This is a genomic window from Sphingomonas sp. UYP23 (assembly GCF_054059235.1).
Genome location: NZ_JBSSBX010000001.1, coordinates 3,135,359 through 3,150,086, shown reverse-complemented (window position 1 = coordinate 3,150,086; position 14,728 = coordinate 3,135,359). Strand labels below are relative to the sequence as shown.

14 protein-coding genes are annotated in these 14,728 nt (G+C 62.5%); 8 read left to right on the top strand and 6 right to left on the bottom strand.

The features are described 5' to 3' along the window. Positions 1–33: 33 nt before the first annotated feature. From ACVWYO_RS15585 to ACVWYO_RS15575, 3 genes are all read left to right on the top strand, one after another. A complete protein-coding gene (locus ACVWYO_RS15585; RefSeq protein WP_457352294.1) occupies positions 34–1,032 on the top strand; it encodes a ferritin-like domain-containing protein in 999 nt (332 codons plus the stop codon). Positions 1,033–1,064: 32 nt separating this feature from the next. Beyond that, positions 1,065–2,084, top strand: coding sequence for a ferritin-like domain-containing protein (locus ACVWYO_RS15580; RefSeq protein WP_457352292.1), 1,020 nt, complete (start codon positions 1,065–1,067; stop codon positions 2,082–2,084). A 129-nt stretch (positions 2,085–2,213) separates the two neighbouring features. Beyond that, positions 2,214–2,747, top strand: a complete 534-nt coding sequence (locus tag ACVWYO_RS15575; protein ID WP_457352290.1) for a superoxide dismutase family protein — start codon at positions 2,214–2,216, stop codon at positions 2,745–2,747. Positions 2,748–2,751: 4 nt separating this feature from the next. Here the strand turns inward: ACVWYO_RS15575 and ACVWYO_RS15570 are convergent, their stop codons facing one another. Next, positions 2,752–4,311, bottom strand: a complete 1,560-nt coding sequence (locus tag ACVWYO_RS15570; RefSeq protein WP_457352288.1) for a spinster family MFS transporter — start codon at positions 4,309–4,311, stop codon at positions 2,752–2,754. 258 nt (positions 4,312–4,569) lie between these two features. Here ACVWYO_RS15570 and ACVWYO_RS15565 point away from each other — a divergent pair, with 258 nt between their 5' ends. The 4 genes from ACVWYO_RS15565 (at position 4,570) to ACVWYO_RS15550 (ending at position 7,276) form a co-directional block, all read left to right on the top strand. After that, complete coding sequence (locus ACVWYO_RS15565) at positions 4,570–5,304, top strand: Bax inhibitor-1/YccA family protein (protein WP_457352286.1); 735 nt, start codon at positions 4,570–4,572, stop codon at positions 5,302–5,304. A 75-nt stretch (positions 5,305–5,379) separates the two neighbouring features. Continuing rightward, positions 5,380–6,159 carry a transglutaminase-like domain-containing protein gene (locus tag ACVWYO_RS15560; protein WP_457352284.1) on the top strand — a complete coding sequence of 260 codons (780 nt, stop codon included), beginning with the start codon at positions 5,380–5,382 and terminating at the stop codon, positions 6,157–6,159. Positions 6,160–6,215: 56 nt separating this feature from the next. Further along, positions 6,216–6,521: a hypothetical protein gene (locus tag ACVWYO_RS15555; protein ID WP_457352283.1), complete on the top strand. Its 306-nt coding sequence runs from the start codon at positions 6,216–6,218 to the stop codon at positions 6,519–6,521. A gap of 215 nt (positions 6,522–6,736) precedes the next feature. Further along, positions 6,737–7,276 (top strand): hypothetical protein, encoded by a 540-nt coding sequence (locus ACVWYO_RS15550; protein ID WP_457352281.1) that lies wholly within the window; start codon positions 6,737–6,739, stop codon positions 7,274–7,276. 10 nt (positions 7,277–7,286) lie between these two features. Here the strand turns inward: ACVWYO_RS15550 and ACVWYO_RS15545 are convergent, their stop codons facing one another. The 5 genes from ACVWYO_RS15545 to ACVWYO_RS15525 form a co-directional block, all read right to left on the bottom strand. Beyond that, positions 7,287–8,033, bottom strand: coding sequence for an NUDIX hydrolase (locus ACVWYO_RS15545; RefSeq protein ID WP_457352279.1), 747 nt, complete (start codon positions 8,031–8,033; stop codon positions 7,287–7,289). Beyond that, positions 8,030–8,878 carry an oxygenase MpaB family protein gene (locus tag ACVWYO_RS15540; protein ID WP_457352277.1) on the bottom strand — a complete coding sequence of 283 codons (849 nt, stop codon included), beginning with the start codon at positions 8,876–8,878 and terminating at the stop codon, positions 8,030–8,032. The genes ACVWYO_RS15545 and ACVWYO_RS15540 overlap by 4 nt, the downstream gene beginning before the upstream one ends. Before the next feature lie 129 nt (positions 8,879–9,007). Further along, entirely contained in the window at positions 9,008–9,877 is an 870-nt protein-coding gene (gene galU / locus ACVWYO_RS15535) for a UTP--glucose-1-phosphate uridylyltransferase GalU (RefSeq protein ID WP_457352275.1), read from the bottom strand. A 1,118-nt stretch (positions 9,878–10,995) separates the two neighbouring features. Next, complete coding sequence (locus ACVWYO_RS15530) at positions 10,996–11,685, bottom strand: sugar transferase (protein WP_457352273.1); 690 nt, start codon at positions 11,683–11,685, stop codon at positions 10,996–10,998. 630 nt (positions 11,686–12,315) lie between these two features. Continuing rightward, positions 12,316–13,433, bottom strand: a protein-coding gene (locus ACVWYO_RS15525) for an IS3 family transposase (protein ID WP_457352271.1) whose coding sequence is annotated in 2 segments (ribosomal slippage) — positions 12,316–13,181 and positions 13,181–13,433 — 1,119 coding nt in all. Because the reading frame shifts where the segments join, the coding sequence is not laid out codon by codon here. A gap of 228 nt (positions 13,434–13,661) precedes the next feature. Here ACVWYO_RS15525 and ACVWYO_RS15520 point away from each other — a divergent pair. Next, entirely contained in the window at positions 13,662–14,138 is a 477-nt protein-coding gene (locus ACVWYO_RS15520; protein ID WP_457352269.1) for a PilZ domain-containing protein, read from the top strand. Positions 14,139–14,728 lie beyond the last annotated feature (590 nt).

Genomic DNA, 14,728 nt, shown 5'->3' with positions numbered 1-14,728 from the left:
ACGATTAACCATCACCAGGGGAGGTCTGAACCGATGACCGACGATACAAGCAAGCAGATGATCGACGTTCTGGACCGGCGCGTCGAACGCCGCAACGAACGCCGCGATTTCTTCAAGACCGCCTTTGGCGCAGCCGCCGTCGCAGGTGCAGGCATCGGCGCGATGACGATGGGCAGCCGCGCGTCGGCAGCCGATCCAACGACACCGACCGACGCCGACGTGCTCAACTTCGCACTCAACCTCGAATATCTCGAGGCGCAATTCTACAGCGTCGCCGTCAACGGCACGGGTCTCGCGGCCTCTGTCCTGACCGGCACTGGCACGCAGGGCGCCGCAACCGGTGGCCGCAAGGTCGTCTTCACCGATCCGCTCGTCGCCGCCTATGCCAAGGAAATCGCCGCGGACGAAGTCACGCACGTCACCTTCCTGCGCACAGCGCTCGGCACCTCGGCCGTCGCCCAGCCGACGATCGACATCGGCATCTCGCCGACCGGCGCGTTCAGCTCGGCCGCACGCGCCGCTGGCCTGATCGCTTCGGCACCCGCCGGTACCGCGCAGTCGACCGTTTTCGACCCGTATCTGAACGACAACAATTTCCTCCTCGGCGCCTTCATCTTCGAAGACGTCGGCGTGACCGCATACAAAGGCGCCGCGCCGCTGATCACCAACAAGACCTATCTCGAGGCCGCCGCCGGCATCCTCGCGGTCGAGGCGTATCACGCCGCGTTGGTGCGCACCGCGCTCTATTCGCGCGGTGTCCAGACGCCGTCGCTGCGGACCTCGGCCGATGCGATTTCGAACGCCCGCGACTCGCTCGACGGGGCGACCGATCTCGATCAGGGCATCTCCCCCACGACGATCAACGGCGTGACTGCGTCGAACATCGTGCCGCTCGACAATAACGGCATCGCCTTCAGCCGGACGACGGGCCAAGTGCTCAACATCGTCTATCTGAACAATGCTTCGGTCACGATGGGCGGGTTCTTCCCGGCTGGCGTGAATGGCAACATCAAGACGAGCGCCGCGAACTAAGCCGCGCCGTTCCCATTTGGGGAGATACCGACATGACCGATCAGACCATCCTTACGCAGGTCCTTGAGGCCGGCGAACGCCGTCGCCACGAGCGCCGTCAGTTCATGCGGACCGCCGCGACCGCTTCGATCGCGGTTGGCGGGCTGTCGTTGCTGGCAGCGTGCAACGACGATAACACCTCCGCACCGACCCCGACGCCAACGCCCGCCCCGACGACCTCGGCGAGCCAGCAGACCGATCTCGACGTGCTCAACTTCGCGTTGAACCTCGAATATCTCGAGGCGCAATTCTACGTGAACGCGGTGTACGGCCAAGGTCTTCCGGCCGCCGCGCTGACCGGAACAGGCACGCAGGGCGCCGTCACCGGCGGCCGGCAGGTGACCTTCACCGATCCCGTCGTCGCGCAATATGCGCGGGAAATCGCGGCGGACGAAGCAGCGCACGTCAACTTTCTGCGCTCGGCGCTCGGGTCGGCGGCGGTCGCGCAGCCGGCGATCAACATCGACGGCGGTGCCACCGGCGCGTTCACCATGGCAGCACGCGCTGCCGGGATCGCGACCAATGCGAGCGGGGCGATCGACAATGTCGCGGGCACGTTCGATCCGTACGCCAACGACATCAACTTCCTGCTCGGCGCCTTCATCTTCGAAGACGTCGGCGTGTCGGCCTATAAGGGCGCATCGACATTGATCACCAACAAGACCTATCTCGAGGCGGCCGCCGGCATCCTCGCGGCCGAAGCTTACCATGCGGGCCTCGTCCGCACGGTGCTCTATGCCAAGGGTCTGGCGACTCCGTCGATCGTCACCGCGGCGGGCAAGATCAGCGACGCGCGCGACAGCCTCGATGGTGCAAGCGACGACGATCAGGGCATTGCCGGCCCCGATGCATCGCAGTCGAACATCGTGCCGACCGATGCGAACGGCATCGCGTACAGCCGGACGACGGGCCAGGTGCTCAACATCGTCTACCTGTCGAAGTCGGCATTGGTCGGCGGCGGGTTCTTCCCGAACGGCATCAACGGCAATATCCGGACGAGCGCAGCGAACTAAAGCGCGCGACCGGTCGATCTTGGCCCGCGCGACTTCGGTCGCGCGGGCCTTTTTCATGTCTGACGGGTTGTACGGTTGCGCGACGCAGCGTTCGCGCGCAGCAAGCACGCTCAAAACACGGAGGATCCTATGCGTAAGGTGATGATCGCGACGACAGCGCTATTGGGCCTGGCAGCCTGCAACACCGGGCATCCCGCCGCCATCGGCGCGCCGATCGCGCAAGGCGCGCACGCCACGGCGATGCTGCGCACCGCCGACGGCGCCGATCTCGGCCGCGCCACCGTCACCGAAGTGTCGGGTGGCCTGCGCGTGACGCTCGACCTGCACGGACTGCCGGCAGGTACGCACGGTGCGCATATCCACACCGTCGGCCAGTGCGACGCGCCCGATTTCGCCACCGCTGGCGGCCATTGGAACCCGGCCGGTGCCAAGCACGGCTCGATGAACCCGCAAGGGCCGCATGAGGGCGACATGCCCAACCTGATCGTCGGCGCGAACGGCCGCGGCACGATTGGCGCGGTGCTGCCCGGCGCGACGATGGCGGGTCTGCTCGATGCCGATGGCGCCGCGATCGTCATCCACGACAAGGCCGACGATCTGATGACCGATCCGTCCGGCAATAGCGGCGGGCGGATCGCCTGCGGGGTATTTGCCGCAAGCTGATTTGTTAGATCGGCTCCCCTGCCTCGCGCGCCCAGGCCTCACGATTGGCCTCGGCGCGCGGGACGAGCTTGTACGCAGCGATCCCCGCCGCGATCGTGATCGGCGACGCGAGCAGCAGCGACAGCATTCCGGTCGAGAGACTTCCCGAGAGCGTCGATATCCGCCCGGCGAGATATGGCCCCATCGCCAGGCCGAGCAGCGTCGTTCCGATGAAGAACGTCCCCGTCGCCGTCCCGCGCATCCGCGGCAGGACGAGGTCCTGCATCGTTGCGCCCGCCGCGCCGAGCGCAGTGCTCGCGCAGATCCCGGCGAGGAACACCGCGGGATAGAAGACCAAGGTCGAGGTCGCGGTGAACGCCAGGATCACGAACGGGATCGGAACGGTCGCCCCGAACAGCACGACCAGCAGCCGCCCCGCCGGATTGCGCCGCCGCAAGCGATCGGCGGCGATTCCGCCGAGCGTAACGCCGAAGAACCCGCCCAGCGCCCCGCTCGAGCCGACCATCAGCCCCGCCAACGCCGGCGTTTCATGGAGCGTGCGCAACACGTAGGGCGACGCCCAGAAGCTCACTCCATAGCTCACGAACGCGTTGAGCCCATAGGCGATCACGACGCACAGGAAGGCCGGGTTGCCGACGATCAGACGGAAGGTCGGCGGATCGCGACGCTTCAGCGCGCAGGCCCAGGAAAACACCGCATAGGCGCCGATCCCGATCGCGACCCATTGCGGCCACGGTTCGCCGAACGCGAGCAGGAGTGTGACGCAGCCAACCACGATGCCGAGCCCGAGCAGGTTGACGAGCAGCGCCCTGCCCCCACCCATCGCCGCACCGATCAGCGTCAGCGGCGGCAGGATCGTGACGAGCTCGGCGAGGAACTCCTTGAACGGCGCGGGATGCGCCGACGGCTCCGGGAGACCTTCCACCGCGCCGCGGATCGGCTCACGCAAGGTCGCGATCACCAAAGCGAGCGCGAGCCCCGGAATCCCGACGATCATGAACGCCGCCTGCCACCCGTGCAGCCCGAACGGTCCGCCATCGGGATAGGCATGGTTCCAGCGCTGGACGATCAACCCGCCAATACCGAGCGAAAGCCCGCCGCCGACATACAGGCCCGAGGAATAGATCGCGAGCGCGGTCGCGCGCAGCCGCTTGGGGAAATAGTCCGAAATCAACGAATAGGCCGACGGGCTCGCGGTCGCCTCGCCGACGCCCACGCCGATCCGCGCGGTCGCGAGCATCCCGCCACTGCGCGCCATTCCCGAAAACGCGGTCATCGCCGACCACAAAGCCAGCCCCAGCGTCATCAAGCGGACGCGGTGCCAATTGTCGGCGAGCCGTCCCAGCGGAATCCCGAACAACGAATAGAACACGCCAAACGCCGTGCCATAGAGAAAGCCGAGATCCTCGTCCTTCAAATGCAGGTCGCGTTTGATGTCCTCGGCGAGGATCGAGATGATCTGCCGATCGACGAAATTCAGGACATACACAAGGAAGAGGATGCCGAGCACATACCAGGCGTACGCTGGCGCGCGCGTCGGGGCGGAACCCGCAGGGGTGGCCATCACTCTTTCCTCTCGGCAGTTTCTGCTCTGCCGACCGGCGTAGCAGACCATACCCGAAATACGAAAGCGATTTCCGCTCCCGCTCACCGCACCATTCCCGACCCGGCCGCTCGCCCCCCTGCGGCATGGCTTTTGTAACAAAGTGCTGCTGCCACCGAGTGCCACCGCGCCCGCCACGCGGATTCGCTTGAAATGCCCCCTGCCAAGTCCGATATTGCAGCTATCCGGCACTTGGCCGGTCATTAGGAGCTTTTCGCAATGGCAAACTGGTCTGATCCCCGTTCGAATGCCTCGGCATTCCAGACGGCCGGGACCACGCGCACCGACGCGTATGACGCGGGTCTGCGGCGCTACATGCTATCGGTCTACAACTACATGGCATCGGCCGTGCTGCTGACGGGTATCGTCGCGCTCGGCTTCGTCGCCAGTGGCTATGCCGCGCAGGTCTTCACCGGCCCCGGCATCCTGAAGTGGGTCATCTCGCTCGCCCCGCTCGGCTTCGTGTTCGGCATGAGCTTCGGCCAGGCGCGTATGACGAACGGCACGCTGCAGGCGATGTTCTGGGGCTTCGCGGTCGCGATGGGCCTTTCGCTCTCGACGATCTTCCTGGTCTACTCGCCGGTCGCCATCGCCCAGGCGTTCTTCGCCACCGCCGCGTCGTTCGGCGCGCTGAGCCTGTACGGCTACACGACGAAGCGGGACCTCTCGGCATTCGGCACCTTCCTCATCATGGGCGTCGTTGGCCTGTTCGTCGCGAGCATCCTCAACATGTTCCTGCAGTCGGGTCCGCTCGGCTTCGTGATCAGCCTGGTCGGCGTGCTGCTGTTCGCAGGCCTCACCGCCTACGACACGCAGCGTACCAAGAGCCTCTACGCCCAGGTCGCCGGAACGTCGGACGAGCAGCGCGTGACGATCATGTCGGCACTCAGCCTCTATCTCGACTTCATCAACATGTTCCTGTTCATCCTGCGCTTGTTCGGCAACCGCAACTAAGCGTATCAGGGATACCATCTTACAGGGCCCGGCGGACCGCTCCGTCGGGCCCTTTCTTTTGCGCGAAAGACCAGCATGCGGCTCGGAATCGATGTGACGCTCGATTATACGATCGATGGCGCGGCCGATGTGCTGCTGCTGGTCGAGGCGGCCAAGGGCACCGACCAGCGCCTCGAACTGCAGGATCTGCGCGTCTATTCGAACGACCCGATCCGTGCGGTGCCCGGCGAAGACGGCATCGGTCAGCGCTGCTGGGCGCGCGGCGACGGCCCGTTCCGCGCCGAATATCGTGCGATCGTCGAGATCGTGCGCTCGCCGGTCGATCTCGCAATGCTTGGCGATACGCAGATCCGGCTGATGCCGCCCGAGACGATCCCCTATCTGCTCCCCAGCCGCTATTGCGAATCGGATCGGCTCGAGGGCTTCGTTCAGCAGAAATTCGCCGAATTGACCGCGGGTCCGCTCGCGGTCGCCCTGACCGATTGGGTGAGCGACCACCTCACCTATGCGTGTGGCACCTCGACCGGCACGACGACGGCGATGATGACGTTCGCCGAACGCCGCGGGGTGTGTCGCGATTATGCGCACCTGCTCGTCGCGCTTGCACGCGCCGGCGGCATTCCGGCGCGCTGCGTGTCGGCCTATGCGCCCGGCGTCGATCCGCCCGACTTCCACGCGGTCGCCGAACTGTGGATCGGCGGGGGCTGGCATCTGATCGACGCCACCCGGATGGCAGCCTGTGCAGACCTCGTGCGCGTTGCGGTCGGACGCGATGCCACCGACATCGCCTTCATGACGGTTTTCGGATCCGCCACGCTCAACTGGCAAAATGTTGCGGTTACGAAACTTCCCTGACGGAACACCGCAGCGCGTTCAAGTGTTGGGGCTTTCTGGTATTCAGGAGAGCCACGATGACCGAAGACACCAAACTGGTTGATCAAAAGGCGCTCGACAGCCTGTCGGTCGCGCCCGGCAGCCCCGAAGAGAATGAGCAGATCCACCATCCGCGCCAGAATGCCGGCCAGGATGAATCGATCGCCAAGCGGCTCGAACGCGATCCGGCGAGCCCCGATGCGGCGCTCGACAATGCGCTCGACGAATCGATGGACGCGTCCGATCCCCCCTCGAACACGCAACCCGGCGGCAATAGCGACGCACCGAAATCGTCTGGATACGATGCCGACGCCGAAGCGAAGCGTTCGACCGACCACGACTGAGCATCCGCGGCGATGGCGCAAATGTTGCGCCATCGCCGCATGTTCCGAAATTTTCGCGCGTTCGCCGCGAAAGCCTCACAAGCTATGTTGCGTTGCATCAAGAAACGTGGTCGCTTGGCGACGGCGGATGTTGTGACGTTAACCATGCCGAAAGGCGTTAGGGCGCAGCATTGCCGGACTGCACTTGATAGTGGGGTGACGGAATGGGTTCTCGAATGAAACCGGCCAATGGCGCGATGACGCTGTCGGAAATCAAGGAATTTGCGACCTTCGCATCGGCGACTCAGCGGTATGTTCGGCGCTCGCTCGATATCGGGCTCGACCGCGCCGACGCGATCGAACGCTGGTCGCGCGACGGAGTCGAGACGGCAAGCATCCGCGCCCAGGCCCGGCTCTACGTACGGCTCCCTGCAATTCGCGCGATGCTCCCCGACGATACCGGGCTCGAGGCGATCGAACCCTTCCTTGCCCCGCTGATGACCGTGACGGCGTTCGATCTGGGCCAGGGTCGGCTCACTACCTTCGCCGCCTATCGTTTCCTCTACGAACGCCTGATCGGCGCCGAAGTGCGGCCATGGCTGCCGGCGGCGTTCTGCTCGGCAGCGGCGCTGCCGCATCTCCACCCCGATCTGCGGCGCAAGCTACTGCAATCGATCAGTGAAGCCGCAGCGACCGCATCGGGATGGTCGAACCGCCAGCCCGCTTTCTACCCCAAATGGGTCGAAAAGGTCGAAACGACCGCGCTCCCCAACTGAGCGGCTATTGCTATCCCCGAACCGCCGCACTCAGCGGCTCGGCAGTTACGGGATAGCCGAGGTCGTCGGGGATACAGAGATGGTCGACGCCGTCGCGGGTTTCGGTCCACGGCGTCACGGTGCAGATTTCGTGGCGTTCGGCATCCGTTACCGCGGCATCGAAATCCGGGAAGCGCGCCAGGCGCTCGATATTGCGGCGCGTCGGGAAGATGATCGTCGCCCGGCTGGCATCGGCGTCGTCCAGTACCGCCTGCGCACTCGACCAGAAGGCACGGACATTCTCGGTAGCGTCGACGACTGCCGCCCTTGCCCTTTCGGGCAGGCGCGCCAGATAGAAGCGGGTATCGAAGATCCGGCTCGCCGCATGCGCGGGAAGCCAGCGCGCAAACGCCGTCAGCGCCGCGGGATCGATCGTCAGCGACAGGTCATGCAACACGCTGCCGAACGCCATGCCGTCATGAAGCGCGCAGCGCAGTTGCTGCAGCGTCGCATCGGTCATCGACGAAACGCCGACCGCCACGCCGACCTCCTCGATCGTCTCGCGGATCGCGGCGATCCGCGCCGCGAGCTCGTCGGGGTCGCCGTCGAGTGTGCTGGCTAGGGCGTAATCGCCCGGATCGACCCGCCCACCGGGAAAGACCAGCGCACCGCCCGCAAAGACCATCGCGCGCGACCGCTCGACGAACAGCAATTCAGGCGCCCCGCCGCCGGTTTCGCGAAACAGCACCAGGGTCGCGGCGGGGATCGGCGGGCTCATGCGCGAAATGCCCAGCGCAGCGTGCTAGCCACGCCGAACGTCCCGGCCCGCAACAGGGGTACGCCGAGACTGGGCTGCGTGAGGCCATGCATCGCGCGCGCCCAGCCAGGGAGCAGATCGACCCCCGCTTGCAAGGTCATCGCCGCGAACGGCCCGGCAGCGATCGACGGCGCCGGCTGGTCGAGCAGCACGCTGGCCACATCGCGGGTGCGCGCATCGACCAAAAGCTCGGGTCGCATCGCCGCCATGATCGCCTCGGCCTCGGCACGACTGTGCGGCACCGGATCGACGCCAAGCGGCGTGGCGATGCGGGCCATCTCGGCGACGTAGCGGTCCTGGTCGCGCCGCGACATGGTCGGCTCGCCATAGCGGATCCAGCCGTCGAGAAAGCTCAGCACCTCGCTGATATGCACCCACGCCAGCAGCGCGGGATCGTTAGCGCGGTACGGCGTCCCGTCGGGCAACGTGCCGCCGATAAGGTCGTGGATCTGGCGGACGCGTGCGATCACCGCATGCGCATCGGCCGGCGCGCCGAAGGTCGTCACCGCGATGAAGCGCGCGGTTCGGCGCAGCCGCCCCTGCATATCGTCGCGAAAGCCCGAATGATCCCACACGCCGGCGAGCACCTTGGGATGCAGCATCTGCAGCAACAACGCGGCGATGCCGCCGATCAGCATCGTCGTGACGTCGCCATGAACGCGCCATGCGACCGAACCCGGCGGGAACAGCGCCTGTGGATTGCGCTGCACGGGCTTTTCGCCACGCGCCGTATCGTTGAACACGGCGCGCACCTGACCGACGATCAAGCCTTTCAGCGGGCGGGTCAGGCGATGGCCGGGGGACATGCTGCGCATCGTGCCTGAATGGATGGAACGCCGATAGGGTCCGCGGTGCGCGCGGCATTCGTCGAGCAGCCTCGCGAAACCGGTCAGGGCCCTAACCACGGCGCGCGGCGCCCGTTCTACTCGGCAGACCTAGTCGAGCAGACGGCGCGCAAAGTTTCGCACGGCCGGCCCGATATCCTCACGCGCCATCGCGAGCGCAAGATTGGCCTGGATATAGCCGGCCTTGTCGCCGCAATCGAACCGTTGTCCATCGAACGTGAAGCCATGAAACGGCTGATTGCCGATCAATTGCGCCATCGCGTCCGTCAGCTGGATCTCGCCACCCGCTCCCTTCTCCTGGTTCTCGAGGATCCGCATCACCGCAGGCTGGAGGATATACCGCCCGGGGATCATCAGATTGGATGGAGCGCTGCCGAGTTTCGGCTTTTCGACGAGCGCTTTGACCTCGGTCAAACGGCCATCGATGGCCCCTGGCGAGATGATGCCGTATTTGTCGGTTTCGTCGTCCGCCACTTCCAGCGCGCCGACAATGTTGCCGCCGACCTGGTTATAGGCCTCGACCATCTGCGCGAGGAACCCCGGCGTGCCGACCATCAGCTCGTCGGGGAGCAACACGGCAAACGGCTCATCGCCGACGATATCGCGGGCGCACCAAACGGCGTGGCCAAGGCCGAGCGGCCGCTGCTGCCGCACATAGACGGGCGATCCCGGCTTCTGGCGGATCACCTCGATCGCGCTCAGCGACTTGCCGCGCGAGCGCATCGTGTCCTCGAGCTCGTAGGAAATGTCGAAATGATCCTCGAGCGCGCCCTTTCCACGCCCGGTGACGAAAATGATCTGCTCGATCCCCGCCTCGAGCGCCTCCTCGACGGCATATTGGATCAGCGGCTTGTCGACCACCGTGAGCATTTCCTTCGGCATCGCCTTGGTTGCCGGAAGAAATCGCGTGCCGAGCCCCGCAACGGGAAACACGGCCTTGCGTACTCGCGTGATCGTCATTGGTACCTCTTTCCCGACAAGCGGCTCAGTCAGTTCGAGACCCTGCACCGACGTCGACGAGTGCGCCGTTCGCATCTTATCCACGCGCTGGGTCCACATCGGACATACCAGTCGATTGCTCGTGCGGGTAGCGTTATTAACTTGGGTCTAGTTCAGGAATTGCCTTAAAGAATTAGTCCGATCGCGGGGGGCTCCGTATTGGCGGAATCGAGCGAAACGCACACTTCCGAAATTGAACGCTCGATCGATCAACCTTGGTCAGCCCACTCAGATGATAGCGATCCGGGTCGTCTGACTGCCGATACCCCGATATACCGATACCCTGACAAGGTTTGGTGCCTCGGTAAATAATCTTGGAACTACACCTTAGATCATTGATAGCACTACGATTCGCGCCCATGTTCAGTTGGCGAACAAGGGTGGAAGCGTTGTTTATCCCCTCCACCGCACGGAATGCGTTGCCAGATCGCCGGTATGGCACCCTACGCCGCCGAATTTAGGAACAGATCAAGTGCGCCGGACGCGCCCTTTTGAAGCCGTAAGAAGCACGAACAAGCGTCAGGTTCAATGGTTGGTAGCGGCCGATCCGGTTTGGCGCGGAACTACGGGAATAGCAGAACGTTAACTGAAGGACATACGGAGAGGTTATGAAAGAGCATATCGTAACGCGGGTACGTATCCGCCACCATTGCATTCACACGATGCCGTCCCTCATGCGGATACCTACAAATAATAGCGAAGTTATTGCGCATCGATCACGTCCGATCGACGTACCACGCAGTATTTTCCTGGCGTTCGGTGTGTCCGGTATAATTTGGGTAGCTTTGATAGCCGCTGTTAGCCTTTGAACCCGCGCTGTATGCATCAGTCGGGTTAGGGCGTTAGTTTCGTTACCGAGGGCAGGGTAAGTGATTGAATCGCGCCATTGTCCTACTGTGCTCGATTTTGATTCGGGACGAACCGATAGAACTTTTCTGCGCTGATCGAGCTGATTGCTCGGGGAGCGGATATACAGCTTGTGACAACTTTGGTCTTTTAGGCTGGCTTACACAAAGTATGAGTGCACTTTTATTTTCCGTTCCCTCGCCAACATAGGCGAAGCGATATGACATACCTGATCAGTACGAACCACGCTGTAAAATTACGGCCGGCAAGGTGAGAACCAAAATTCTGAGATACAATTTAAGCGAACGTGAGCGCGCGAATGCTACGTCCAAGGCGACGCGGCGCCTGTAGCTGACATTGTTTCGACCGCTGATTTGCCACAGACCGCTAATGCCCGGCCGGGTGCTCATGTAATCGGCGATATACCGGCCGTATCGCGGAACCTCAGCCTGTACGATGGGGCGCGGACCGATAAGGCTCATTTCCCCGCGCACGACATTCCAGAGCTGCGGTAATTCGTCGAGACTCGTTTTGCGCATGAAACGCCCAATTCCGGTTATGCGGGGGTCGTTCGTAAGCTTGCGATCGCGCTCCCACTCCGCCCGAGCGTCTGGATCGGATTGCAGCAACCGGAGCAAGCGCTCTTCAGCATCAGCGACCATCGTGCGAAACTTAAGGCAATGAAAGGCGCGACCGCCCTTGCCAATTCGCACATGGCCGAAAAAAACCGGGCCGGGATCTCCTAGCCATGTCACGATGATCAGGACAATCATCAGCGGCAACAGGAACAGTAGCCCTAGCCCGGCCAGAGATACATCGAGCCAACGAATCACAGCCAGATCAAATCGAGTCGACGATACAGGTTGCTCATATCGTGGAACGCCGACCGGCTTGTCCTGCTTTACACGTTCCGGCCAACTCACATGCCTATCTCACACCAATAAATGGACATCCGATCCATACAAACGGCATGGCTATTCAGGATGAATCAATAACCTAGTGTCGAAACGTTACAAGATCATTTATTTAATTGAAATCGGTTATATCAACAGCCGTACAGGCTGGCTGCAACCGTCTGCGCCATAGTCGCGAAGGTGCCAGTAACAGACACTGGCGAGCTTGCCGCCCCGCCTTGCGATCCGTCGGTTGATGAAGGGCCGCCGTATCGCCGCTCGCAAACCTTTTCCGAGGCGGAGTAACGAATGCTCTACATTTCCCTCGCATAGTCGCGGATCGCCAGGTGAAGCGATCGATTTCTACCTTACTTTTCATCACTTTTCGCCCGGCTAATTCGGTCCGTTTTCATAGCACCATATTCCCGCAACGAGGGTAAACTTGCTCCCTGATGTGCGATCCGCGGGCGCGCTTTCAAAGTCGTTCTACCTCGACCGAATACGACCCCGACCACACGAAACTGGCGTTTTGTATTCTCCGACTTAAGCTTGCCGCTTAGATTGAGCCGCCCTGACGTGCTCCCCATTTTCAGGCCGCTGATACCTTAGCTTCGTCGCTCATATGAGCTGCTACCCATTCTTGGACCACCCGGCTGGGCGTCATCCAGTTCCTGCCGGCCAGGGCGGGCCATGTGCCGCTGACCGGTTCACCAGCGATATCGGCGGCTTATTGCCGATCGCGCTATGTGGTCGCACCTCGTTATAGTCTCTACGCCAAGTCTCGCATTTTCCGACCGCGTCGTCGAGGCTCATGAACCAGTGCTGGTTCAGGCACTCCGCCCGGAACTTGCCGTTGAAGCTCTCGATGAACGCATTGTCCGTCGGCGTGCCAGGCCGCGAGAAGTCCAGTACGACACCCCGCATGTACGCCCACAGGTCGAGGTCTCGGGAGATGAACTCGCTGCCCTGATCCACCCGGATCGAGGCTGGATAGCCGACCTCGCCGCAGACCCGGTCCAGCACGGCGATCACGTCAGGCGCCCGGAAGCTGAACCGTGGCACTACTGCTGGCGAGAACCGGCTGAACGTGTCGATCACCGTCAGGATACGTAGCTTCGATCCCGTGGCGAGTTGGTCATGGACGAAGTCCATGGCCCATACTTCATTCGAACACGACGCCGCGCAGCGTCCTTCTCTTAGCTTCGCTTTCACCCGGCGCTTCGGTGGCTTTTGTCGCAGCTGCAGCCCCAACTCCTTGTAAAGCCGATAAACACGTTTCGCGTTCACGTCCCAACCCTCCCGCCGGAGCAGCACATGGATCCGGCGATAGCCGTAACGCACGCGCGTTTCAGCGATCTCCTGCATCCGCTTCTTTAGGTCGGCCTGATCCGCGCGGCGTCCACGATAGTGGTAGCTCGATCGCTCCGCCCGAAGCACGCTGCACGCCCGTCGGATACTGACGGACCAGATGCCCCGGATGTCGTCGACGAGCTGACGCCGCCGATCAGGCCTCAGAGCTTTCGCGAGACGACATCCTGCAACATCGCCTTGTCGAGACTCAGGTCGGCCACCAACCGCTTGAGCTTCGCATTCTCATCCTCGAGTTGGCGTAATCGCCGCATCTCCGATGACATCAAACCGGCGTATTTCTTGCGCCAGGCATAGAATGTCGCATCGCTGATCCCGGCTTTGCGGCACACCTCGCCGATCGTCGTGCCGTCCTCGGCCTGCTCCAACACAAACGCGATCTGCGCCTCGCTGAACTTCGATCTTTTCATCGCTCACTCCATCGCCTGACCCTCAATCCTAAACTGGAATTTTCCAGCTCAAACGGTCCAGGAAACGGGCAGCAGGTCAGCCCTTTTGGGGTTGAGACTATGACGGTCGACCTATCATTCACATCGCGGCGGCCCACCCGCTTTCGAACGCTATGGGCAAACAGTCCTATGTTAACTTTATTTTATCGCTTTATTCCTAGATGGGACGTATCTTAGCAGGACTAGATTATGGCACTGATCGCAAAGCTTGTTAGAGACAGTCGCGGAGCAGAACGCGAGACTCTCGATGTCGCCGGAACATTGCGGCACGTGCGCAACGGGCCGATCGACGTAGTCGTTGAGGATCTGTCTGTAACGGGCTTTCGCGTGCGGACAGAAGTCGGTCTTGATCTTCACGAAAAGGTGACGGTCGGAATTCCCGGCATCGGTCAACGTACTGCATATATCGTTCGTCAGACTGGTGATGGATTTGGCTGTGAATTCCTCGAACCGATCGATCCACAATTGGTGTCCGCGCCGGCAAACGCGCGATCGGTTGTAGAAGTTGATTTCGGCGGGCAACTCGATCAGGCGATGGTACGCGAATGGTCGCGCCAAACCCCTCCAGAAGTCGAACGCCTTTCGCGAGGCCAGCGCTTGCTGGTGGTCGGTGGGCTCGGGGTCGCTGGCTGGCTTACCGTCATCGGGATCATTGCGCTGCTGTAAACGCGTCTGCACCAAGCAGTGAGGCTAACGACCTAACGCCTTTGAACGACGCGCATGGAGGCTCAATAAGGCTAAAGCACCGGCACGGGCTCGAAATGCGCGACGACCATCAGGCCCTCATCCGCCGGTCTACCAAATTGCGGCGAAGTAAGGTTGTGCCGATGTGTGGCGGCTGACCGCGCCGAAAGCCTCACCTTTTTTTGCAAGCGCTTTCAAGAGCATATATTCCATACGAACGCGCGATCTGGAGATACGCTTCCCCGGCCCCCTACCGCCTAGAGCGTTTTCAGGTTAGATAGCGACATATCTAGCATTGCGCAGATAGTAGGCGCATTCTGCTGGTGGGAAGCGTTCGAGCGATGCGCATGCAGCGGCGAGCGCACACGCCCCAGCTGCGACGCTGGTGATACATCACCGCGTTCTCGATACCGCGCCATCCACTTGATCGCGCTCGACTGGCAACCCCAGCGCGCAGCGCCGTCGACCGGGCCGAAGCCCCCGACACCACTGCCTTCACCACACGCTCGCGCAAATCGTTCGAACAGGCTTTCGGCATGACTGCTGGCCTCCCTGTCCAGCAGTCATCTTAA